Source organism: Paenibacillus sp. J2TS4 (assembly GCF_018403245.1).
In the GTDB taxonomy this organism is placed as follows: Bacteria; Bacillota; Bacilli; order Paenibacillales; family NBRC-103111; genus Paenibacillus_L.
In genome coordinates this window covers 482,668-503,627 of record NZ_BOSH01000001.1, presented here as the reverse complement: position 1 = coordinate 503,627, position 20,960 = coordinate 482,668, and the positions used below count along the sequence as shown (strand labels likewise).

At 50.1% G+C, this 20,960-nt stretch carries 20 protein-coding genes and 1 pseudogene; 10 read left to right on the top strand and 11 right to left on the bottom strand.

The genetic code is table 11. From position 1 onward, the window contains the following. Positions 1–59 precede the first annotated feature (59 nt). The 5 genes from KJS69_RS02290 to KJS69_RS02270 all read right to left on the bottom strand — a co-directional run bounded on the left by KJS69_RS02290 (position 60) and on the right by KJS69_RS02270 (position 4,119). A complete protein-coding gene (locus tag KJS69_RS02290; protein WP_213581381.1) occupies positions 60–935 on the bottom strand; it encodes a carbohydrate ABC transporter permease in 876 nt (291 codons plus the stop codon). Between the two features lies 1 nt (position 936). Then, positions 937–1,902: an ABC transporter permease gene (locus KJS69_RS02285; RefSeq protein WP_213581827.1), complete on the bottom strand. Its 966-nt coding sequence runs from the start codon at positions 1,900–1,902 to the stop codon at positions 937–939. Between the two features lie 322 nt (positions 1,903–2,224). Next, complete coding sequence (locus tag KJS69_RS02280) at positions 2,225–2,818, bottom strand: DUF5044 domain-containing protein (protein ID WP_213581380.1); 594 nt, start codon at positions 2,816–2,818, stop codon at positions 2,225–2,227. Further along, positions 2,811–3,317 carry a DUF5643 domain-containing protein gene (locus tag KJS69_RS02275; protein WP_213581379.1) on the bottom strand — a complete coding sequence of 169 codons (507 nt, stop codon included), beginning with the start codon at positions 3,315–3,317 and terminating at the stop codon, positions 2,811–2,813. Before KJS69_RS02275 ends, KJS69_RS02280 begins: the two co-directional genes overlap by 8 nt. A 142-nt stretch (positions 3,318–3,459) precedes the next feature. After that, positions 3,460–4,119 (bottom strand): zinc dependent phospholipase C family protein, encoded by a 660-nt coding sequence (locus tag KJS69_RS02270; protein ID WP_213581378.1) that lies wholly within the window; start codon positions 4,117–4,119, stop codon positions 3,460–3,462. A gap of 302 nt (positions 4,120–4,421) precedes the next feature. On the opposite strand from KJS69_RS02270, the gene KJS69_RS02265 reads away from it, so the two are divergent. Continuing rightward, positions 4,422–5,912, top strand: a complete 1,491-nt coding sequence (locus tag KJS69_RS02265; RefSeq protein WP_249730311.1) for an endonuclease/exonuclease/phosphatase family protein — start codon at positions 4,422–4,424, stop codon at positions 5,910–5,912. A 16-nt stretch (positions 5,913–5,928) separates the two neighbouring features. Here KJS69_RS02265 and KJS69_RS02260 read toward each other — a convergent pair whose 3' ends face one another. From KJS69_RS02260 to KJS69_RS02250, 3 genes are read right to left on the bottom strand one after another with little or no spacing between them, the layout of a single operon-like run. Further along, positions 5,929–6,723 (bottom strand): ABC transporter permease, encoded by a 795-nt coding sequence (locus KJS69_RS02260; RefSeq protein WP_213581377.1) that lies wholly within the window; start codon positions 6,721–6,723, stop codon positions 5,929–5,931. Further along, the gene (locus KJS69_RS02255) at positions 6,707–7,552 is read right to left on the bottom strand and encodes an ABC transporter permease (RefSeq protein WP_249730310.1); all 846 of its coding nucleotides are present in this window, start codon (positions 7,550–7,552) and stop codon (positions 6,707–6,709) included. The genes KJS69_RS02260 and KJS69_RS02255 overlap by 17 nt, the downstream gene beginning before the upstream one ends. After that, positions 7,553–8,635, bottom strand: a complete 1,083-nt coding sequence (locus KJS69_RS02250; RefSeq protein ID WP_213581376.1) for an ABC transporter ATP-binding protein — start codon at positions 8,633–8,635, stop codon at positions 7,553–7,555. A 631-nt stretch (positions 8,636–9,266) separates the two neighbouring features. On the opposite strand from KJS69_RS02250, the pseudogene KJS69_RS02245 reads away from it, so the two are divergent. Both KJS69_RS02245 and KJS69_RS02240 read left to right on the top strand, forming a co-directional pair. After that, a pseudogene (locus tag KJS69_RS02245) lies at positions 9,267–9,860 on the top strand (excinuclease ABC subunit UvrA); the annotation flags it as partial. Positions 9,861–10,448: 588 nt separating this feature from the next. Beyond that, a complete protein-coding gene (locus KJS69_RS02240; protein ID WP_213581375.1) occupies positions 10,449–11,231 on the top strand; it encodes an HAD-IIA family hydrolase in 783 nt (260 codons plus the stop codon). 59 nt (positions 11,232–11,290) lie between these two features. On the opposite strand, the gene KJS69_RS02235 is transcribed toward KJS69_RS02240, so the two are convergent. Next, entirely contained in the window at positions 11,291–12,058 is a 768-nt protein-coding gene (locus tag KJS69_RS02235) for a YheC/YheD family protein (protein ID WP_213581374.1), read from the bottom strand. A gap of 220 nt (positions 12,059–12,278) precedes the next feature. Here KJS69_RS02235 and KJS69_RS02230 point away from each other — a divergent pair, with 220 nt between their 5' ends. From KJS69_RS02230 to KJS69_RS02215, 4 genes are read left to right on the top strand one after another with little or no spacing between them, the layout of a single operon-like run. Then, positions 12,279–12,887 (top strand): QueT transporter family protein, encoded by a 609-nt coding sequence (locus tag KJS69_RS02230; protein ID WP_213581373.1) that lies wholly within the window; start codon positions 12,279–12,281, stop codon positions 12,885–12,887. Further along, the gene (locus KJS69_RS02225; RefSeq protein WP_213581372.1) at positions 12,880–13,722 is read left to right on the top strand and encodes an energy-coupling factor ABC transporter ATP-binding protein; all 843 of its coding nucleotides are present in this window, start codon (positions 12,880–12,882) and stop codon (positions 13,720–13,722) included. Before KJS69_RS02230 ends, KJS69_RS02225 begins: the two co-directional genes overlap by 8 nt. Then, positions 13,719–14,534: an energy-coupling factor ABC transporter ATP-binding protein gene (locus KJS69_RS02220; protein WP_213581371.1), complete on the top strand. Its 816-nt coding sequence runs from the start codon at positions 13,719–13,721 to the stop codon at positions 14,532–14,534. Before KJS69_RS02225 ends, KJS69_RS02220 begins: the two co-directional genes overlap by 4 nt. Continuing rightward, the gene (locus tag KJS69_RS02215) at positions 14,535–15,380 is read left to right on the top strand and encodes an energy-coupling factor transporter transmembrane component T family protein (RefSeq protein WP_213581370.1); all 846 of its coding nucleotides are present in this window, start codon (positions 14,535–14,537) and stop codon (positions 15,378–15,380) included. Positions 15,381–15,780: 400 nt separating this feature from the next. On the opposite strand, the gene KJS69_RS02210 is transcribed toward KJS69_RS02215, so the two are convergent. Continuing rightward, on the bottom strand, positions 15,781–16,524 hold the full coding sequence (locus KJS69_RS02210; protein ID WP_213581369.1) for an HAD family hydrolase: 744 nt from the start codon (positions 16,522–16,524) through the stop codon (positions 15,781–15,783). 517 nt (positions 16,525–17,041) lie between these two features. Here KJS69_RS02210 and KJS69_RS02205 point away from each other — a divergent pair. Genes KJS69_RS02205 through KJS69_RS02195 form a run of 3 tightly spaced genes read left to right on the top strand, consistent with a single transcriptional unit; the run spans position 17,042 to position 19,894 of the window. Next, entirely contained in the window at positions 17,042–17,752 is a 711-nt protein-coding gene (locus KJS69_RS02205) for a phosphatase PAP2 family protein (RefSeq protein WP_249730309.1), read from the top strand. Beyond that, the gene (locus KJS69_RS02200) at positions 17,707–18,402 is read left to right on the top strand and encodes a response regulator transcription factor (RefSeq protein ID WP_213581367.1); all 696 of its coding nucleotides are present in this window, start codon (positions 17,707–17,709) and stop codon (positions 18,400–18,402) included. Before KJS69_RS02205 ends, KJS69_RS02200 begins: the two co-directional genes overlap by 46 nt. Then, entirely contained in the window at positions 18,392–19,894 is a 1,503-nt protein-coding gene (locus tag KJS69_RS02195) for a sensor histidine kinase (RefSeq protein ID WP_249730308.1), read from the top strand. The genes KJS69_RS02200 and KJS69_RS02195 overlap by 11 nt, the downstream gene beginning before the upstream one ends. Before the next feature lie 70 nt (positions 19,895–19,964). Here the strand turns inward: KJS69_RS02195 and KJS69_RS02190 are convergent, their stop codons facing one another. Beyond that, entirely contained in the window at positions 19,965–20,816 is an 852-nt protein-coding gene (locus KJS69_RS02190) for a sugar phosphate isomerase/epimerase family protein (RefSeq protein ID WP_213581366.1), read from the bottom strand. Positions 20,817–20,960 lie beyond the last annotated feature (144 nt).

Genomic DNA, 20,960 nt, shown 5'->3' with positions numbered 1-20,960 from the left:
CCCTCCAAATAGCCATTTTTATAAAATGACAGGCCTTGTGATCGAACTATCACAGCGCCCTATCCTTTTACCGATCCTAGCAGTACGCCTTTGGCAAAATGTTTCTGCAAAAAAGGGTAGACAAGCAATACCGGAATCGTCGCCACGATAATGACAGCGTACTTGATCGTATCCGGGGGAATCATCGTTTCGGCCGAAACGCTGCTGTCCGTAAATCCGCCTGCCGATAGAATAACGATTTGACGAAGCCAAACCTGAATCGGCCATTTGGCCATATCATTAATATATAAAATCGCATTAAAAAACGAGTTCCAATGCCCTACCGCATAAAACAGAGAAAAGGTGGTGATGGCGGGCATCGATAAAGGGATGACGATCTTATATAGACACTGCAGGTCGTTGCATCCGTCGATTTTCGCAGACTCCTCAATGCTTTCCGGAAGGTTTTGGAAAAAATTTTTGAGTAAAATAAGGTTGAAAGCACTGATCGCTCCCGGAATCCACAGTGACCAGTACGTATCCAACATGCCGAATGCTTTGACGACAAAAAAAGTAGGGATAATGCCGCCGTTGAATAAAATCGTAAATATGACCATTAGCATCAAACCGCGGCGCCAGCGAAGGTTTTTGCGAGCGAGCGGATATGCCATCGATGCAGTAAACGCCAAGTTGATTAACGTCCCCACCCCTGTTATAAAAGTCGTGATCAGCAGGCTGCGGAATATCGTTTTCGTCGAGAAAATATATTGATATCCCGCCAAACTAAAGTGATTCGGAATCCATATGAACTTTCGCGTTAATATTTCTTCTGAAGATGCCAATGACCCGGAAAGGACGTATATAAAAGGAACAATCATCAATAGAGAAAACGCAAGCAATGAAGCATAATTGACTGTATCGAACAATACGCTTCCCGGAGAGCGATCCTTCACCATGTTAATAGACCCCCTCTTCTCCGATTTTTTTTGCGCCGTAATTTGCGGCAACGACCAGAATGAAACCGATGAGTGATTTGAACAACCCTACGGCAGTGCTGAAGCTAAACTGCCCGTTTTGTATGCCGGAAGTATAGACATACGTATCGAACACCTCTCCGACATCGCGATTAAGTGGATTAAGCATTAAAAATATTTGTTCGAAGCCATTATCCAAAAAACTGCCCAAACGAAGGATCAGTAAAATGATGATCGTACTTCGAATCGCCGGCATAGTCACGGTCCACAGCTGCTGCCAGCGATTTGCCCCGTCGATTCGCGCCGCTTCGTATAATTGCTGGTCCACCCCCGCCAGTGCCGCGAGAAAAATAATCGTTCCCCATCCGGTTTCTTTCCAAATGACCTGAGACGTAATCATCGTTCGAAACCAGTCATTGCTCAATAGGAAATTGATTCTCTCAAACCCCATTGAAGTTAGAGCTTCATTCACGATCCCGTCTTCAGTCGCGAACAAAATATAGGCAAATCCGACAACCACTACCCAGGAAATAAAGTGAGGAATGTAAATGACGGTTTGTACAAAACGTTTAAATAGTTCTTGTCTGACCTCATTTAACATAAGTGCAATGATGATCGGCAATGGAAAGAAAAACAGCAAATTGTAGACAGCCAGAACCATTGTATTTCGGAACAAACCCCAGAACATTTCATCGGAGAAGAAACGGACAAAATGCTTCCACCCTACCCACTTGCTCTCCAAAATCCCCGAGTAAGGGTGATAATCCTGGAACGCAATGACTGTACCGAGCATGGGCAAATATTTGAATAGAATAAAATACAGTAAGCCGGGCATAAGCAAGTAATACAACCATCTATCCCGCTTCAAATCTCTGAGGAGAAACGAGCCGTATTTCCGTTTGGTTTTCTCTGCATGATGCTGCGTCGTTTGCTTCGGCTTGACCGTCATCTGCTGCATGATTCACTCAACTCACTTCCGCAAAATTCGTATCACAACACTAACGTAATGGACGAAGGCGATTACCGTCTATATTCATTTGCAATCTTAAAGCCGAAATATTCATGAACTGGACTGAACATTCATTATCGGGGTTCCGCCAACAAAATGCGGATAGCGCACGCTAAGGTATATTTATTGGCTCATTCGCCATACGCACGCAAAAACAGACTGCCATGGGCAGCCTGTTAGTTTATTGCTATCATGTTCTTTCTCTACTTCTGTTCTTTATATCTTTAGTCTCACAGCCCAGCTTCTCTCCTCATACGGATTTCTAGAAAGCTTTCTCGTATACTACTTTCCCGTCTTTATCAAGCCCTCTTAAATATTTAACGGAATAGGCGGTTTCCTCCTCATTCCAAACAAAAACAAACATAGAATCGTCGATAATCGGCTGCTCCCATACTTCCTTTTTCGAGCTGTCATGACTCGCCGCGCTTCCTGTTTTTTCATTGACTTCAACTTCCATAGTCACCGTTGTAATCGTTGGATCCGACACATAGCCATTCCACAAAGCAAGCCTTAGACGATCGTTGATTTGCGAGACCGACCAATGATAATTGACTTGTTCACTCGGGTCGATCTGCGTTCCTCCCACACCGCCTCCCGGGTACCACCTTAATCCTCTTTTAATTACCGTATTCGCGGAAAACCATTGCTTGTAGGTGCCGAGATATATTTTAACGTTGTCAAAATCTATCTCACGGACGATTTCGGAAGGACCGTAATGATAGCTTCTTTCCGATTGCTCGTGAGCTTGGCGAGCCTGGAAGCTGCCATAGGCCGAATAATCGACCTTAATATAAACGACCAGGAGTACGACGGCTAGGATCCACTCCACCGTTATTCTTGCCCTTCTTTTATTCATGGGCCCCCTCCTCAATAGAAAGCAGCCGCATGCTCGCTCGTCTGTCGAACCATTCGTATTGCAAGGTCAGTTCCTTGATTTCCCCTTCCGTCCGGTTGTAGGTCTGGATTCCGCTCTCGCCCCATACTTTACCGCTGCTGCTTCCTCCACTATACGTAAGCTCCCGGCCTTGATCATCAACAAGCTTGATGGAATTGCCAGGAAACGACCAGCCGGGCTCAGCCTTTTTCAATGAATAAATAAGATAGACATGCTCAGGGGAAATGACCATTTTTTTCACGGTAAACTTATCTTGATCAATTAGTAAATGTGCATTTAAACTGTAAGCTTGGGCCTGCCCGCTGTCTACCAGCTCTTGAATCGATGGATCCCCGTAACCTCTATCCGGTAAATAGCGGGTTAGATAAAACACTAACCATACACCTAACACAACAATGACTATTCTTCTGACTATCGTAAGCGCAACAAAGAGCCACGAAAGCCGCCTTCGGCGCTCCATTCGATTCCCTCCCTGATCTGCTTCCACTCTGAAGTCTCCATGCTGTTGTTTCCCCTCATTTTTCCTATAGGATGAATCCCGATAAATCCTTACGGCCAATAATCTTTCTTGCTGAACCGACTCCCATCTCCATAGCAATGCCTTAATTTTTTGAAGCTTGCCAATAAGGCGACAGCTCCCGTTCTACCTTAACAGAAGTCTCATCAATAAAAAGCTCGATTTTATCCGCTGTAAAATATTCCGGAACGCACTCCGTCTCCTCGTTAACTTCCGGCCACGTTAGTACACGTTCACGCCACAGATCAATTTCTTCGGCGGTTAAATAAGGCTCTACTTCCTGCACCTTCGCTGAACGCAGCAGTTCCCATATGGCAGGCCGCCAAGAGGCCTCGCGATAAAGGCGAAATTCATTTTTATCCGTTTCCCGGTAGTAAAGAGTACGGATTTCTTCCTTCGACATATGCGGAGCAACCGCCTCGACATACTGGGCATTCAAAGATTGCAGCCAGTAGTAATCGGTCAGCAGATGAGCTGCGTAGCCTAGAACCAACTGCCTCTTATCTTCTGCAACTTCTGTCGATGCAAAGTAAGGCTGGAGGAAGCTTCGAATAATCCCGGAGGCATCGGCTCCGGGCTGATTAATATAGAGATGAGTCCGGGTTTTATCCTCCCGGTTCGTACCAGGGCGCTTATGAATGGCGTCGGGGGCTATGCTTCCAAGCACAAAAGAAGGGGCTGGCCCGGCTCCCCCGGATTCGTTCATCTTCACAGCTACGGCCAAATGGACTAATTGAGACGGCATCGCTCCCACTCCTTTTCCGTGACGGTTATGGAAATCACATCCTTATTCCTTACCTTAACTAAATCTGAGCAAAAATTAAAGAAAAATTTTGATAAATCTATGAGGACAAGCTTCTATTGAAGTAACTTATAAAGAAATACAGCAGATCCGTCGGAAAAGAAAAAAGCGACAATAACCTAAAAAAATGTTAATAGTTGTGAAAGCTTTATTGGTATATGATGAAGCCAAATCCGATGGAAAGGGGGCTATTAACAGCCTGCTTAAACTAGCCATCTTGGCCTAACGATAAAGGAGGATTTACTTTGAACTTGCGCCGTATTTCTATTATTCTTTTGTTAATCGCCGTTATGATCTCCGGCTCCTTCACTGCTGTTTATTCTCCTGCGGAGGCAGCGGAGGCCTCATCCGGACCTCTGCGCATGATGACCTTCAACCTGCGTTATGCGGCAGCCAAGGACGAACAGCCGTGGGAGAAGCGCCGTCCGGTAATGAAAGAATTAATTATGCAGGAGAAGCCGGATGTGATCGGCACCCAGGAGGGCCTCTATCATCAGTTATCCGATCTGCAAGCGGACCTGCCCGAGTATGATTGGATCGGCATTGGCCGTGAAGGCGGAAATTTGGGCGAGCATATGGCTGTTTTTTACAACAAAGCGCGGGTGCTTCCGCTGGAGCATTCCCATTTCTGGCTGTCCGACACGCCCAATTTAATCAGTTCAACCGGCTGGGGGAATCGGATCCCGCGAATGGTCACCTGGGTTCGTTTCCAGGATATCTCTACCGGAAAAACCTTCTATTTCGTCAATACGCACTTGGACCATCAATCTGAAGCGGCCCGAGAAAAGAGCGCCCAATTGATTCTGGACAGGATGGCAGAGTTTGATCCGGAGGTTCCGGTCATCTTGACCGGCGACTTTAATACCTCTCCTGACGGAGAAGTGTACCATAAGCTTACCGGCGAAGGCGGCCTTCAGGATGCATTCTCTGACGCGAAGCGGCGAGTGAATGATCATCTGGGCACCTTCCACAATTACAAAGACCCTACGGGTGGAGGATGCTCACGGCGGATCGACTGGATTTTATACAGCGGAAAAATCAACGTTTTGCGTGGAGAAATAGTAACCTTCCACCTGGATGGGCAATATCCGAGCGATCATTATCCGGTCATGGTGGATGTCATCCTGCAGAAGGCGAGCAAATCGACGGAAGAAACCGTCCCCAAAGCAACACTGTCCACCTCCCTGCTCATTACCGAAGTCGTTCCCAATTCACGGGAGCAGGGGAGCTACAACTACGTCGAAATATACAACAACACCGATCGGGAGATCGATTTGGAAGGCTACCAAATCTATTACTATTATGATCCCGCGCTTCCTTTTGACAAATCGAAATCCAATAAATGGACCATCACCAAGGACAGCTTCAGCATCTCCACGATCATCCGTCCTCAAGAGACCAAAGTGGTCTGGATCAAAAAGCAGCCCTGCTGCTACGATCTGGGGATGGACGAGTTTCTCGCCAATTACGGCCTGACCGAGGAGGGTCTGCCTCCGGAGCAGCTGCTCTCCGTCTTCACTCCGGGAGAAAACCAGGGGCTTAACGGAACGTCCGATTCCGGCCGCTCATTGGGCATTGTCTCCCCGGATGGAGCCCACCTTATCGGGGTGCAGTATAACAAGGGCATATTGGATGTGGGGGTGAATGAGTCTATTACCTACACGGTTCCCGATCCTTTATCCAGCATTATGCGGAAGCAAGCCAACCACCAGACACCAACACCCGGCAGTCGGTAGACAGCCCGCTTCTAGATTACATCCGTAAGCCGATCTGATTCCCGGAGCTATACCTCGCAAGCCCCCGGTAGAAAACAAACAAGGCGGCGGCTGTCAAGAGAAGGGCAGCCGCCGCTGCCCGCAGTATAAAACCGAAATCCATTTCCCGCAATAATCCTACCGGCATATAACTGATGAATCCGGCGGGAATGACTGTGAACAGGACCAGCCGGATCCAGCCTCTAAAAATATCCGTCGGATAGGTGCTGAACGTAATGAAAATGTTGAACAGTTGATAGCCTACTCCTTCTGCGTTTCCGATATAAAAAGCGAGCGATTGGGTGAGAACATGAAAAAATACAAAGAATACTGTTGCCAGCAAAGAAGCCAGAACGAACAAAATCGCCCCGGTGAAAGTATGGTCTCCGAACACTCCATATAGAATCAGCCCGAACAGAACATCCCCGATCGCCGATAGCGACATACGGCTGACCAGCACGTGGAGCAGGACCGGCTTAGGCTGGGCAAGGTAGACATCCAGCCGTCCGTTGGCTACCATATTGGCAATTTGCAAAGAATTGCCGAACAAGGTGGCCGACACCCCGAAGCCAATCGTCCCGATCGCCCACATCATCATGACATCCCGAAACTCCCAGCCGTTCACTATCGGAAAGCTCGTAAAATACACTCCCCAGAAAAAAATCCAGACGGTATTGTTGATAACCATCATCCCGGCCGTAAGCAGGAAATTCAGCCGGAATTCCAGCGCCCCCGCCAAATTCAGCTTCCAGCAAAACAGGCAAAACCTAAGCAGCTTACCCGCCGTTAACATGCAGCATCTTCACCCCTTTTCGATAGATCCCGACCGTTAATAATCCCAATACCGCCACCCAAAGGCATTGCACTGCCAGCATGCTGAGCAGCCTCCCCGTGTCGTAGTGGATCGCTGTTTTGGCCGCGAAATACACAATGGTTTGAAAAGGAAGCCATTCGCAAACCGCTCTCAGAGCATCGGGAAACAGCTCCAGCGGCAGCATCATGCCCCCGACCGTAAAGAGCAGCTTATCGTACACGAAAGCGAGCCCCTGCGTCTCTTCCAGCCAAAAAGAGCACAGCGACAACGACATCCGAATAAAGTAATTGATGGTGAACGAGCCGAGGACGATCAGCCCGAAGCCAGCCCAGCCCCAGCCCAGTTGCGGCGGTCCGATGACCGCAAGGCCTAGCAATCCTCCGACGACCAGATTGACGACCAACCGGATCAGAGCCTCGCCCATATATCCGACATAATGGTAGCCGATATAGCTGAGAGGCCGGGACAGCCGGTAAGCTACGGTGCCGGTTTTGACTTCTTCCTCGATCGTTGTATTCAGCTTCGGGGAGGCCATAATGATCGCTTCAGCAAAAATGAGATACCAGATGATCTCCCCAAAGCGATACCCGGCAATTTGATCGGTTCCGACGCCGGCATAAGTAACCGTCCACAATTGCACGAAAATAAACAGAATGACCAATAAAAACAAGGAGCGGATGACAAAATCCAGCACATAAGCAAAATGATTGCGCAGCGTGATCTTGCCAACGGCCGCATATTTCGCCAGCTTAAGCGCCAGCGTGGACGGTGGCGAAGCCGCAACGGCCGGCCAGGCTCTCCGTTTCATTCACCCCGCCTCCTTTCCCGACCGCTCATAAATATGCGAAATCACTTCTTCCATCGGCGGATCTTCTATCGTCACGTCCTCCAGCTCGTAGTGCCGAACGATATACCCCAGCACCTCCTCGACCGTAATGACATTGGTGTGAATGCCAAGACGGAGACGCTTGCCCTCCCTTTCTATCAACTCGACTCCGGGAAGCTCCAACGCCTCGGATTCGCTTCGCCTGAACGGACGACCCGCCGTTTCGGACTCATTCGCCCGGCCACTCACCGATTCGCACCTACTCGATGGACTAACCGTCGGCTCCGTACGAAGCTCCAGCGTGATCCGCTTCATCGTCAAATAATCCCGCTTCATGACCGACACCGGGTCATCGAGAATAATCCGCCCGTCGTTAATGATCACGGCACGGCTGCATAGCTGCTCAACATCGCCCGCATCGTGGGAGGTGATGAAGATGGTCGTCCCTTCTTCGCGATTCATCTCACGGATCGCCTCCCGGATTTTCTGCTTGGCGATCACGTCCAGCCCGATGGTCGGCTCGTCGAGAAACAGCAGCCTCGGCCGATGCAGCAGGGCGGCGGCAAGCTCGCATCTCATCCTTTCCCCTAGCGACAGCTTGCGTACCGGCACGAGAAGATACGGAGACAAGCCGAGCCGATCGATCAGTTCGTCTCTTCTCTTCCTGTAATCGTTCCGTCCCAGCTCGTAAATCCGGCTCATCAGCTCGAACGAATCGGCTGGAGGCAGATGGTACCAAAGCTGGGATTTCTGGCCGAACACCGAGCCGATCCGGTAGGCCAGCTTTTGCCGTTCCTGCCACGGGCAATGCCCGAGCACCTCCGCATAGCCGGAGGTCGGATGCAGAATGCCCGTCAGCATTTTGATCGTCGTCGACTTCCCTGCGCCGTTTGGCCCCAGAAAAGCCAGCACTTCCCCCGCCTCCACCGTGAAATCGATCGGGTGCACCGCCACTTTCTCCACCCATTGCGGCGCCACAAGCGAGCGAAAGCTGCCGAGCAGCCCTTCTTGCTTCATTTTGCGGGCAAACCGTTTGCTTAGCCCTTCCACACGAATAATCTTCATTTTCTTGCCTCCTTTGCAGCGCAGCGGAAATTGGGGTTTTATCCCGCTAAAGCGAAAAAGACCTCCCGCAAGCTGCCCGTTAAGGCGGAACTTGCCGAAGGTCTTTTATCCCTACGGTGTAGCGCTATAAATCCGTGCGCCGATCTCGCTTGGTTCGACCGGTCTGCGCTGGGCAAACCGTCGGCTCCCTAGAGATCCTTCCATCCAATTTTGTAAGATTCTAACACCCCGGTTTGGAAAACGCAACCTTTTTATTTCAAAATGTTATTTCAAAAAGGGGCATAACGGATGGAACGCCTGGCCAAAGGACGGTGATAGCCGTTAATCCTTGCTTTCTTTCATGGATGAATTGTAACTATTTTAGGCTCTTCGGAAAATTTGGTTGATAGTCATCCAATAACATAGTGATCTAAAATCGAATTATATGGTTGAATTGAACCCTCACTTTTGATATATATGGATAACGAAACGAGAGGAATCGCGAAGACATTGAAAATATTGGCGAAAATTGAAAAGTTAAAGCGTGACTGGTAAAGAGACCCCTGCTGGGATATTTATGACACAGAAGGGTTTGAAGCTCACGCAGACAAATTGCGAAAATTCCAGCAGGGATAACTATGCAACGTAATTTTGCCAGGGGCTTGGAGTCGTCTTCATGGACCCGGCGTACCTCGACGAAGTGAAGCTCCCTGCGACGTATGCAGAGGCAAACGATTCAAAGACGAGGTGCCGGGATACAGGCTGAACGGTCGCTCAATCGCCGACGCGCTGGCGATGACGGTGCGCGAAGCGCTCGACTACTTCGAGCAGAGCCATGGCGACATTGTGCGAAAACTGCAGGCGATGAGCGACGTCGGACTCGACTACCTGACGCTCGGCCAGCCGCTCAGTACGCTGTCCGGCGGCGAATGCCAGCGGATCAAGCTGGCTAGCAAGTTGCATAAGCAGGGGAGCATCTACGTGATGGAAGAGCCGACGACTGGTCTGCACATGTCGGACATCGACAATTTGCTGGCGATCATGAACCGTCTGGTGGATGCCGGCAACACCGTCATCGTGATCGAGCACAACCTCGACGTCATCCGCAGCGCCGACTGGATCATCGAAAATGGGACCCGAAGGCGGCAATAAGGGGGGTACAATCGTGTTTGAAGGTACGCCCGATCAGTTGCTGCGCGCGGAGCATTCGCTGACCGGCCGGTACTTTCGAGGCCTTTTCAGGTGAACATAATTTGCTGTGAATATGCATCTATTATGAATCGCGTTCGATCGTTCGAAGGAAAAGCTGCGATAATGCAGTAATTTTCGTATGAAACGCACCGATCGCCCCTGGAACGTGAAAAAGGATGTATTTTTGTAGGCTTTGCTGCGGAAACGGAGCATAACGGTCTAAAAAGGATGCACAATTGCAGGCTTTCTACAAGTTGAACTAATGATTGAATACCTCGTGAAGTGGAGAAAGAAAGGGGCTTCCAAGGTGTGTTTTGGCTTTGTATTCCTACCATCCGAAGGCTCATTCAAATAGAGGAAATCTGTTGGTTGGGCCCCCCGAAAAGTAATAGGAAATCACTTCGAAGCTCATCTTCACTTTTTGGGGAAGGAGAATGATGTTTGAAGCTTTGGAGAGACTTTCTCTCGGAACAGAATGTGAGCCATTCTTTAGTTCAACATATAATGAGAGCTATTCTTTAGTTCAACATATATAGAATGAATATATAAGACAATTGCATGCGATACGATGCTTGAAGATAAAATAGATTTCGTTCCCCTCACTGGAGGTCCAGACACACAAAGAGACAAGGAGGATTCATACATGCCCGGATTTATTATCGACTTGGATGGAACAATGTACGCAGGAACGCGCCCGATTCCCGGAGCCGCTGAATTTATTGGACGCTTGAAGCAGGAGGGGCATCCGTTCATATACGCTACCAACAACTCCAGCAAGCGGCCGGAGCAGGTGGCGGAACACTTGCACGCCGTGGCGGGAGTGGAGGCCTGTCCCACCGAAGTGCTCACTTCCGCCCAGGCGGCAGCCCGCTACATCGCCGACAGGCAGCCAGGCGCCCGTGTTTTCGTCATCGGCGAAGACGGCCTGGTGCATGCGGCAGGCGAAGCGGGGCTGATCGTCACGGAGGAGCGGCCGGACTTCGTCGTCCAAGGGATCGACCGCCGCTTCAGCTACGCCAAGCTCGAGGCCGCCGTCCGCCATATCAAGAGCGGCGCCGCCTACGTCCTGACCAACCCGGATCATCTGCTGCCCGGCGAGGGCGGCTTCCATCCCGGGGCAGGCGCCCTTGCGGCGGCGATCCGCACGGCCAGCGAAGCCGAGCCGATCGTCATCGGCAAGCCGTCGCCCATCCTGCTCGGGATGGCGGTCGCGAGACTGGGCCTGCCCGCCAGCGAGGCCTGGGTCGTTGGCGATAACCTGCGGACCGACATCGCCGGCGGCCGAGCGGCTGGATGCCGGACGGCACTCGTCCTGACCGGGCTAGCGACGCCCGACCATGCGGACGAGCTGATTGCACGCTCAGGCGTTCAACCCGATCTGATTTGCCGCGACCTGCCGGAGCTGTTCGATCGAAGCTGCCGCTAGCTTGGGGCCGGCGGTCTCGCTCCGCCCCGGTTTATGGCCCTCTCTGCCGCTATATCGCATCAACCGCGTTTCCTGCCGTACGACCGGGCATACGACATCATCCGATTGTACATAGCCCGATCCACCGGTTTGATCGGATACAACTGCGGCTGTCTCGAATTAACCTCCAGTACCATCAATTGCTTTGACTCCTCATCCACCGCAAAATCAATTCCCATCTCTCTCATGCCGGACTTTCTGGCACTCAGGACGCGGGCAATCTGAAGCGCGCTCCCTCTAATTTTCCTTAGACGCTCCTCCCCTTCCTCCGGGGTAAGCTGGAGTTGATTGAACAGCCTGCTCATCCTGACGATCTTGCCGCCTTGATGGTAGTTGGTGACGATTTTATTGGGCTTTCCTATTTTGGCCACAATACCGGTACATGTCCATTTCCCTTTGGGCTTTCGCTGAACCATCGCGCGCAAATCATAGGGATTTCCCTGTACCCGCTCCAGACGGACGGCCTGTTGAATGAGCAGCTTCTTCTTCTTATTCCGCAGCAAGTAACGGTATAACGCCTGAATGTCCGTAAATTGCCTCAGCTTTTTCGTAGAACGGAGTGTGAATCCTCCCTCACCCTTCTCCACCTTATAAATTCCAATTCCTTGAGAGCCTACGTTAGGCTTAATATATACGGCACGAAACAATTCCGTCATTTGTTTAAGATTTTTCTTAGAAAAAGATACTGTATAGGGAAGATGCTTGTTAACCCGGTGATTCGCGGCCAAATAATGATAGACTTTCAGCTTGCCAACTAGGGTTGTGCTGTTGTAATTTTTTGTACTCAATCGAATTCACCTCAAAATACTGTATGTGCCCGTCACGGTTCATGGCTGTGCGATCGTTTAGATTGACAAAAATAGACGCTTGAACCATAAGACTATGGAATGAGAAGGAACAAACCGAGCAGAGACGATAGCTTATTGCCCAAGAGCATATTGCCAGCCGGACTTCATAGGTTTAAGATAATAGATGACATAATCACTGCTAATCTCAGGAGGTCCTGCCATGTTCGCGGCTATTTTCCGGCGTAAATGGACAACCGTCGACTACGTGCTGATCGTAGTTCTTGCAGCACTATATGCGGTTGCTCTTATGACGCTTGCCAACATTAAACTAATCCCTTCCGTTCCGGTCCGGCCGGCTAACGCCCTGCAGCCTGTGTTTGGAATGCTGTTCGGCTTGCCGGGCTGTCTGGCTCTAGCTTTTGGCAATCTCATTAATGATCTGGTTATTGGCGATCCGCTGCCACACAAGCTGATCGTCGGGTTTATTATCAATTTTTTGGGTGGATTCCTTGGTTTGCTGTTTGTCAGCCATCCTCTGCTCAAAACTAAACGGAGTATCCTTGAATATTATTTATTCGTAGTCATTATCGCTTCGGGAGTGATTGCCGGATCCATCTGGGTGAACGTGCTGCTAAGCTTCACTCCGGTTGAAATCGCTACCGCCTTCACACCGCTCGTCTTTGCCAATCAGGCTATCGCTACCGGCGTGCTCGGTCCCATCCTGCTCAAGCTGCTTTACCCGTTTGTCAAACGAGCCGGACTCTATCGCGGCTTGCCTATCCGAAGCCGGGATTCTGCCGTGAATCGTCATGAGGTTAATAATGCCTAAGCAGCAGCCGGTCATTCAACTGGGGAACGTATCCTGGCGATATGAAGAGCGGGACAAGCCTGCTTTGAAGCGGATCCAGCTGGAGCTTCGTCCGGGTGAAGTCGTCGGCGTCACCGGTCCATCCGGGGCTGGCAAGACCACTCTTCTCCTCGCTTTAACCGGCCTGATTCCTTCCAATTACGAAGGGGAATTTACAGGGACACGAGCCGTCAGCGGGGAGATCGGGATCGTGTTCCAGGACCCCGAGACACAGTTTGTTGGCTTGACGGTCGAGGAAGAGATTGCTTTTCCGCTGGAAAACCGAGGCTTCCGAGATGAGGAGATCGGCCGCATCCTCCCGCAGGTGCTGGAACGGGTCGGTCTGCCGGGCTTCGCGGAGCGCTCGCCCTTCGAGCTGTCCGGAGGGGAAAAGCAAAGGGTCGCCATCGCTTCTATGTTAGCCGTCTCTCCGCAAATTGTCGTGCTGGACGAGCCGACCTCTGAGCTGGATCCGATAGGTGCGAGAGAAGTCTTCTCGCTGCTTCATCGGCTCAAGCAAGAGCAGGAGGTGACCATTATCGTGGCGTCTCACGCCACGGAAGAATTGGCGGCATTTTGCGACCGGATGATTCTGATTGATGATGGAGAGATAGAACTGGATGCGCCGACCTCGGAATTTTTTACCCATCTCGATTTACTGGATGCTGCAGGAATTTACGTTCCGGACCTGATTCGCTTTCATCATTGGCTTACCTTGGAAGAAAACCAGCCCTCCCTGCCGCCCTTAACTGTTGAGGAAATGATTCGCCGCTACAGTTCCATCGGACTCGATCCGGAAATGGAGGCTGGCTCATGAAGACCATCATCCGCTTTGAGCATGTTCATTATCATTATACGGCCGGCCAGCCGGTGCTTAGAGACATTCACCTCTCTATCAGTCAGGGGGAATCCATCGCGCTAATCGGCGGCAACGGCTCAGGCAAAACTACGCTTGCCAAGCATTGCAACGGTTTGTACAAGCCAACCTCCGGCCGGGTTTATGTAGACGGACAGGATACGCGTTCGTTATCCGTCTCCGCCCTGTCCTCTACAGTATCCTACTGTTATCAGAACCCGGATCATCAAATTTTTCAATCGACGATCCGGGATGAGGTTGCTTTCGGACCAATCAACCTGGGATTGCCTCAAGAAGAAGTCGAAAGCCGGGTCGCCGAAGCGCTGACCGCCGTAGGCTTGTACGAGATGCGTGCTGAAGAGCCTTACTTCGCCGGCAAAGGAGAACGGCAAAAAATTGCCGTCGCCTCCGTACTCGCCATGAAGCCACAGGTCATCGTTCTCGACGAACCGACGACAGGTCTCGACCATCGTGGAGTGGAGGAGATGATGTCCCTTATCGAGCGGTTAAATCGCAAAGGGCATACTATTGTAATGGTAACCCACGATATGCGGCTGGTCGCCCGCTACGCTCATCGGGTCCTCGTTCTCAAGCAGGGAAGGATCATAGAGGACGGGAGCCCGGAAGAAGTTTTCGCTAAGCCGGAAGTTCTGGCGGTAGCCCAGGTGGAACCTCCTGCGGTCACTCGGCTTGCGCTGGGCAGCGTTATGTCCCGCCCGCTGCCGCTCACACTGAATCAATTACAACTGCGTGTACAGAAGGATAAGATATAAATGAGCCATTCCGTGCAAACCGCCACTTCGCCTAACCCTACAGCCAAAGGCAAAGCTGCCGCCGTTCACCCGAGCGCGAAGCTGATTCTTTTTATTCTGGTCGGCAGCCTGGCCTTGATCTTTCAGGACCCCCGCTACTTAGCGGGGGTTGTCCTGCTCCATCTGCTTATCGTGACCCGAATCGGCTGGACCCGGACGCTGCTTAGAACCTTCATCCTGCTGGGGGGAGTTTCCTCCGTATTCACCGCTATCTCCTGGCTATTCTTTGTCCGGGTGGGTGATGATGTTTACTGGGAAGGGGCTTTGCCCTGGATCGGATATACGATTCAAATTACGGATACGGGAGTACTGTGGTCCATAGGAATGGGGCTGCGCATCGCTACGCTTGTTCTGCTGTCGATGTTCTATTTATTTACGACCTCTCCGAGAGAAATCGCTATCGCACTAAGAGGAATCGGCATCCCTTTCTCCATCGGCTTTCTTATCTCGCTAATTTTTCGCTTCATCCCTTTGGTGAAGAACGACTTGGCGACGATCCGGGAGGCGCAGATGGTCCGGGGAGTTCGTTGGGACCAAGGGGGCTTGTTGGCCAAAATGAAAGCTTACGTCACCTTGATCGTGCCGCTGATTTTCACTTCCTTAAAAAGAGTGCAATTAATTGCGAACGCTCTGGATTCCAAAGGCTTTCAAATCCGAAATCGACGGCATCGTTATTACCGGATGCCCCGATGGAAAGGGTACGAGATCGGCTGGATCCTGATCTCGGCTTGCGTAGTGGGCTGCTGCCTTTACTGGGCGCGCATCCATCCGGGTCTATACGGCATTCTTATTCCGACCCGAATTTAATATTATTCATTTGAGGAAGGGAAGAGCTGTTATTTTCGTTCGCACCTGGAGCACTCTACAAGCGTGGTAGAATGGCGGAGCAAACTACAGAGGATAAGTTTGTGCTTGAGTTAAGACAAGCACAAATACATGTCATTTTCGAAAATCCGGTAAATACGGCAGAGAACGTGCAATAATGCATGTCCATCACCGCAAAAAACCGAAAACCAGCAAAATGTCTAAATTGACCTGCACATTTGCTTGTCTTTATCCGATTTGAACTAAAACCATGCGGAAGACCTGCACTTTCTCGGGTTCTTTATAGGTTAATGACCAAAAGTACTAAACAAGCCTCCGAAACCCAGCCAAGGGATCGGAGGCTTGTTTTCCTTCAAGCGGTAGTCGTTCCGCCATTCGGGTATTATTCCATCCCGAATACATATCTCTGGATCAGCGCGGCCACACCGTCCTCGGTATTCGCCGGAGCCACGGTATCGGCGGCTCTCTTCACTTCCTCCTGCGCGTTGCCCATAGCGATGCCCAGACCGGCCGCCCGAATCAAAGCAAGGTCATTGTTGCTGTCACCCGCGGCGATTACCTCGTCCATGCCGATTCCGAGCATTTCGCATACTTGGCCGACTCCGCTTGCTTTATGGATTCCCGGAGGGTTGAATTCCAGATTGCAAGGATGGGAATTGGAGATTTCAAAAGCACCGATTCTCGAGGATTCCCCGCGAATCCAATCCAGATGCTCCTTGTTCTCGGAATGGACGGCAAAACTGAACCATTGGAACGGTTCTTCATGATCCGGCCAACGATCTTTCCTGAAGGTTCCCTCCACTGCGTGCCCCCAGAACTTCACTCCGCAATGTCTCGCCAACCGCACAAGCTCTGTCACCGCCTCATGCCGCAGCAGCGTACGTTGCAGCAATTCGCCCGGCCTGAGCCAAACGTCGCTTCCATTCACGGTCACTAACGGTCCGTCAAGCTCCAATTGTTGAACGTAGGGCATCACGGATGGAAGGTTCCGTCCTGTGGCCAGCATGACCATTACCCCCGCTTCGCGGGCATTAGCTATCCATCGCCTGTTCTCTTGTGAGACCGATTGCTGCTGATCCAGCAAGGTGCCGTCCATATCAAGTGCTATCAATTTATACCTGCTCATTCCCCTTACCTCCTATCCTTGGCGCCACCGCTCTGCGGTTCGGATAAATTCAACCCCGTCCGCCCAACGGCGCAAATCATGCATTCTCCGCGGATGCGAATTTGCTGATCGTCCGCTTCGACGAAGAGACTTTCGCTGATGCTTCCGGACAGCGGCACCGACTCTCGATCGAAAGGATTACGCACCGACGACGAGCCGACGAAGGCATTGATTTCTTCATAATATATATTCCAAGTCTAGCGGGTATTCCTCAGGCCGTCCAGAAAAAGATGAGAGAGCTATGCCGCCGCGGATATTTCTTGCGGGAAATATAAGCTAATGCAGTCCCTGCGCACTTCTCTATACCACTATTAAGGTTTTCTTAAGACATTTCTATATTCTCTTTTAAGAAATGCCTCCTATAATGAACAATAGCTCTAACGGTGTGAAGAAAGAAGATATCGCCCAACTTTCTCACCACGTAGTTATGATTCGGTGAATTATTCATCCGTACAGAATGACAAGGGGGTGCCAAGCCTTGCGGCTACAATATAGAACCCGAACCGCAAGCCAAAACGGATGGCTTAAAGACAATATCAAGCCGCTCTTGCTGCTGCTGACGATACCACTGCTGAATATTATCTACCCGCTGCTCAACCATTCCGGCCGTGGAGCAAGTCAATTGGCTATAGGTTTGGATGACTGGATCCCATTCTGGAAAATCTTTATACTGCCCTATATTGCGTGGTATGCTTTCATTATTTTTGTTCTTGTATTATTATGTGCGAAGGACCGGAGAACCTATTATGAAACTTTGTTTTCCTTTCATATCGGCCTGATCGTCTGCTATGTTATTTATTTTTTCTACCAGACGACCGTTCCCCGGCCGGAACTGCTCGGGAATGATCCGCTAACGGCTCTCGTCCGGTTCATTTATTGGTCGGATCAGCCTTTCAACTGCTTTCCAAGCATCCATGTTCTGACCAGTTATTTGGCGATGAGAGGTTTGCTCGCCAGTTCAATCCGCGGCTGGGGATTAAGAAGCTTTACTATCATAATCTCAACCCTCATTATTTTATCGACGCTATTCGTTAAACAGCATGTCGTGCTGGACGCCATCGCCGCTATCCTCTTGGGAGAGCTTGCTTTCGTGCTTAGTCAAGCGGTTATTCAACGGGTCCTTAAAGGAAGGAGCTTAAAGATATGGCCAGGGAAACGATACTCCTTGTCGACGACGAAAAAGAAATAGTGGATTTGCTTGAAATTTATTTAAAAAATGATGGCTATAATCTTTTAAAAGCCTATAACGGGCTGGAAGCATTGAACGTGCTGGAGTCCCATGCCGTCGATCTCATCATATTGGACATCATGATGCCCAAAATGGACGGGATTCAGGCTTGCCTCAAAATTCGCGAGCAGAGAAACATGCCTATCATTATGTTGTCGGCCAAAAGCCAGGACATGGATAAAATCACCGGATTGAGCATGGGTGCGGACGATTATGTCACCAAGCCCTTTAACCCGCTGGAACTGCTGGCCCGGGTCAAATCCCAGCTCAGACGATACAATAAGCTGAATACTCCTTCCCCAACGAATGCGGAGGAGATCGAAATCGACGATTTGACAATCAATACGGCAACCCACGAAGTGAAGGTAGACGGGCGCGAGGTGAAGCTGACTCCCCGCGAGTTTTCCATCCTTGAGCTGCTGGCCAGAAATCGGGGAATGGTTTTCAGCATTGAGAAAATATATGAGCGAGTCTGGAAGGAAGCTTTTTTTGAGTCTGAAAATACGGTGATGGTGCATATTCGGAAAATAAGAGAGAAAATCGAGGACAATCCAAGAAAGCCGCGTTTTATAAAGACGGTATGGGGGGTTGGCTATAAAATTGAAAATTAAATTCTCCCCTTTTAAATGGCTCGGCCGTATTTTTCCGTTCAATTGGATTGGAGATCTTATCCGCTTTTCCTTCAGCATGCTTTTTAAAGGAATCAAGAAAGTCCAGGAAAGCATTCGCTTGCAATTGATCGTAACTTTTGTGATTTGCCTGCTTGTTTCTGTATTCGTGTATGCTTTGAGCACCACCTTTTTTGGCCAGTACAATAAATTTGCCCGGATTGATTACACCCAGGGCAAAAAAGATATTGAAAGTGAAGCGCGGTATATTGCTGATCGGATGCAACATCGGGAGACGGAGGAAGAAGTCCTTCATGTAATCAGGGACACGATGCAATATAGTCCTTATAAAATCCTTATTCTGTCACTCGAGGGGCAAGTGCTGTACAAGAGCTCCAACGCCACGGAAACACACGTGGATGTCCATCATCTCATCTCGAATGCGATGAATGACCGGATCTATTATGACAACTCTCCTCGGGAGTTCATCACCTTCTTCCCGATTGATCTGATCAGCGAGAAAGCTTACCTGGTCGTCAGCGGCATCCCGAATGCGCAAATAGATTACATTCCGGGCTCCAGTCCGATTCCGATGATAGCGGCTGTAGCGGCATTTATTCTCCTGTTCTATTGGCTGACTAAAAGAAAAATGAAGGATGTGGAGGAACTGGCCCAGGGGTTGTTGGAAATATCCAAAGGCAATCTTGAATATCGGGTGCCTCATAAATCTTCCGATGAGCTCGGTTCTCTCGCTTCCAACATTAATCATATGGTAGGAGAATTGCAGAGAACCATTGAGGAGGAACGGCTGGCCGAACGCACCAAAAATGAGCTGATTACGAATGTTTCTCACGACTTGCGGACACCGCTCACACTCATTATCGGTTATTTACGGCTTCTCAAGGATAAAAATTATGAGGATGAACGGCAAGCCGAAACTTATTTAAGCATCGCCTCCAGTAAATCGGAGAAATTAAAAGGATTGATTGACGACTTATTTGAATATACGAAGCTGTCTAATCAAGGAGTCAGGCTGACCAAGGAAACCGTTTGCCTTAACGAGCTTATAGAGCAGCTGCTGGAGGAAACGATCAGCTATGCGGAAGAAAATGAGCTGGCGCTGAAGCGGCAGCTTCCCGCTGAACGCCTGATGGTTAATATCGATGCTGACCAGATGATCCGCGTCTTTGAAAACTTACTGACCAACGCGATTAAATACAGCACCAAGCCCGGTACAGTTTCCGTTCACTTGTCCAAGGAGCAGGGAAACGCGAGAGTCTGTATCATTAACAACGGAGATTCCATTCCGAGGAATGAGCTGGATAAGCTGTTTGAGCGCTTCTACCGGATAGACGCTTCCAGAACATCCGCTACCGGAGGATCGGGACTTGGACTAGCCATAGCCAAGAGTATAATTGATACGCATGGCGGAGAAATATGGGCCGAATCAGAAGGCGATGAGATACGCTTCTGCGTCCGCCTTGAGCTGGCTTAAGCGAGCTCAAACAGGCTCCTAATACGATTATATCAAGCAAGAAGCCCGGAATGTGTCATCCGGGCTTCCTCTATTGCTCATCCCATATTTGTTTCACATAAGCAAGCGATTGTCGAAGGGACCAGGCCCCGCTGTCCTCCGGTCTACACTCGAAGCTAAGCGCACCGGAATAGCCGGATTGCTTCAGAACGCGAAGCAGCTCTTGAAAATTTATACCCTTATCCACATTCGGGCTCCCCGGAAGCTTCCGGTCACGGTCCGCAAGATGGACGTGCGCCAGAAGCCCCATGTCGACCGCTTCCTCCAAAATATCGTATTCTTCCCTTTGCACTAGCATATGATAGGAATCCGCAGCTGCACGAATATGAGGCAAGTAAAGTCCGGCAGCAAGCTCAATGGCTTCCTCCACCCATTTGATCAGGTTGCATTCTTTACGATTAAGCGGCTCAACCGCTATAATGATCTCCTGTTCAGCTGCCTTGGCCTCACATTGGTGAAGAAAGGCTTCCCATTGCTGTCCTGCGGTCTCTTGGGCAAAGCCGTCAGGAACGTTCCTCGCCTTCCCTGCACCCAGCACAAGGGTATGAGCCCCCATTTGTTGGGCTCTAAGTATAGCATGGCTCAGGTAAGCCTCGGCTTCCTTCGGATCCGCCTCAGGTCCTGTCAGCTTGAGGCCCGGACGGATCAGTGAATTCATGACCGGACAAGGCAAGCCCGAGCTTTCCAACACTGAGCGAGCTTGGGCAAATAAATCATCCGGAAGAGCCGTTAACGGACTTAACGGCAGCTCGACATAATCGAACCCTGCTTGTGAGGCGGTCATAAGCTCCGCCTTCAGATGCCGCAACCACCCCTTCTGCCCATCCTCCGTACCGCTTTCTGTTGGGGGATAGTCCAAACGGATGCATAAACCGAATTTCATTTTCTGCCCCTCCTTTCAACGAATACTATCTTATTACAAAACTTCTATAAACGAAAGCTTTACACACAAAAGCACGGAGTTCTCTATCTAACCTAAAAAGATAATAAATAACAACTTGGCATTATTTTTATGTAAAGGTTATTG

What these genes read in the sequence shown, in the direction of transcription:
- KJS69_RS02290 (WP_213581381.1), bottom strand. Translation starts at nt 935, where the DNA reads ATGGTGAAGGATCGCTCTCCGGGAAGCGTATTGTTCGATACAGTCAAT.
- KJS69_RS02285 (WP_213581827.1), bottom strand. Translation starts at nt 1,902, where the DNA reads ATGACGGTCAAGCCGAAGCAAACGACGCAGCATCATGCAGAGAAAACC.
- KJS69_RS02280 (WP_213581380.1), bottom strand. Translation starts at nt 2,818, where the DNA reads ATGAATAAAAGAAGGGCAAGAATAACGGTGGAGTGGATCCTAGCCGTC.
- KJS69_RS02275 (WP_213581379.1), bottom strand. Translation starts at nt 3,317, where the DNA reads ATGGAGCGCCGAAGGCGGCTTTCGTGGCTCTTTGTTGCGCTTACGATA.
- KJS69_RS02270 (WP_213581378.1), bottom strand. Translation starts at nt 4,119, where the DNA reads ATGCCGTCTCAATTAGTCCATTTGGCCGTAGCTGTGAAGATGAACGAA.
- KJS69_RS02260 (WP_213581377.1), bottom strand. Translation starts at nt 6,723, where the DNA reads ATGTTAACGGCGGGTAAGCTGCTTAGGTTTTGCCTGTTTTGCTGGAAG.
- KJS69_RS02255 (WP_249730310.1), bottom strand. Translation starts at nt 7,552, where the DNA reads ATGAAACGGAGAGCCTGGCCGGCCGTTGCGGCTTCGCCACCGTCCACG.
- KJS69_RS02250 (WP_213581376.1), bottom strand. Translation starts at nt 8,635, where the DNA reads ATGAAGATTATTCGTGTGGAAGGGCTAAGCAAACGGTTTGCCCGCAAA.
- KJS69_RS02240 (WP_213581375.1), top strand. Translation starts at nt 10,449, where the DNA reads ATGCCCGGATTTATTATCGACTTGGATGGAACAATGTACGCAGGAACG.
- KJS69_RS02230 (WP_213581373.1), top strand. Translation starts at nt 12,279, where the DNA reads ATGTTCGCGGCTATTTTCCGGCGTAAATGGACAACCGTCGACTACGTG.
- KJS69_RS02225 (WP_213581372.1), top strand. Translation starts at nt 12,880, where the DNA reads ATGCCTAAGCAGCAGCCGGTCATTCAACTGGGGAACGTATCCTGGCGA.
- KJS69_RS02220 (WP_213581371.1), top strand. Translation starts at nt 13,719, where the DNA reads ATGAAGACCATCATCCGCTTTGAGCATGTTCATTATCATTATACGGCC.
- KJS69_RS02215 (WP_213581370.1), top strand. Translation starts at nt 14,535, where the DNA reads ATGAGCCATTCCGTGCAAACCGCCACTTCGCCTAACCCTACAGCCAAA.
- KJS69_RS02210 (WP_213581369.1), bottom strand. Translation starts at nt 16,524, where the DNA reads ATGAGCAGGTATAAATTGATAGCACTTGATATGGACGGCACCTTGCTG.
- KJS69_RS02200 (WP_213581367.1), top strand. Translation starts at nt 17,707, where the DNA reads ATGGCCAGGGAAACGATACTCCTTGTCGACGACGAAAAAGAAATAGTG.
- KJS69_RS02190 (WP_213581366.1), bottom strand. Translation starts at nt 20,816, where the DNA reads ATGAAATTCGGTTTATGCATCCGTTTGGACTATCCCCCAACAGAAAGC.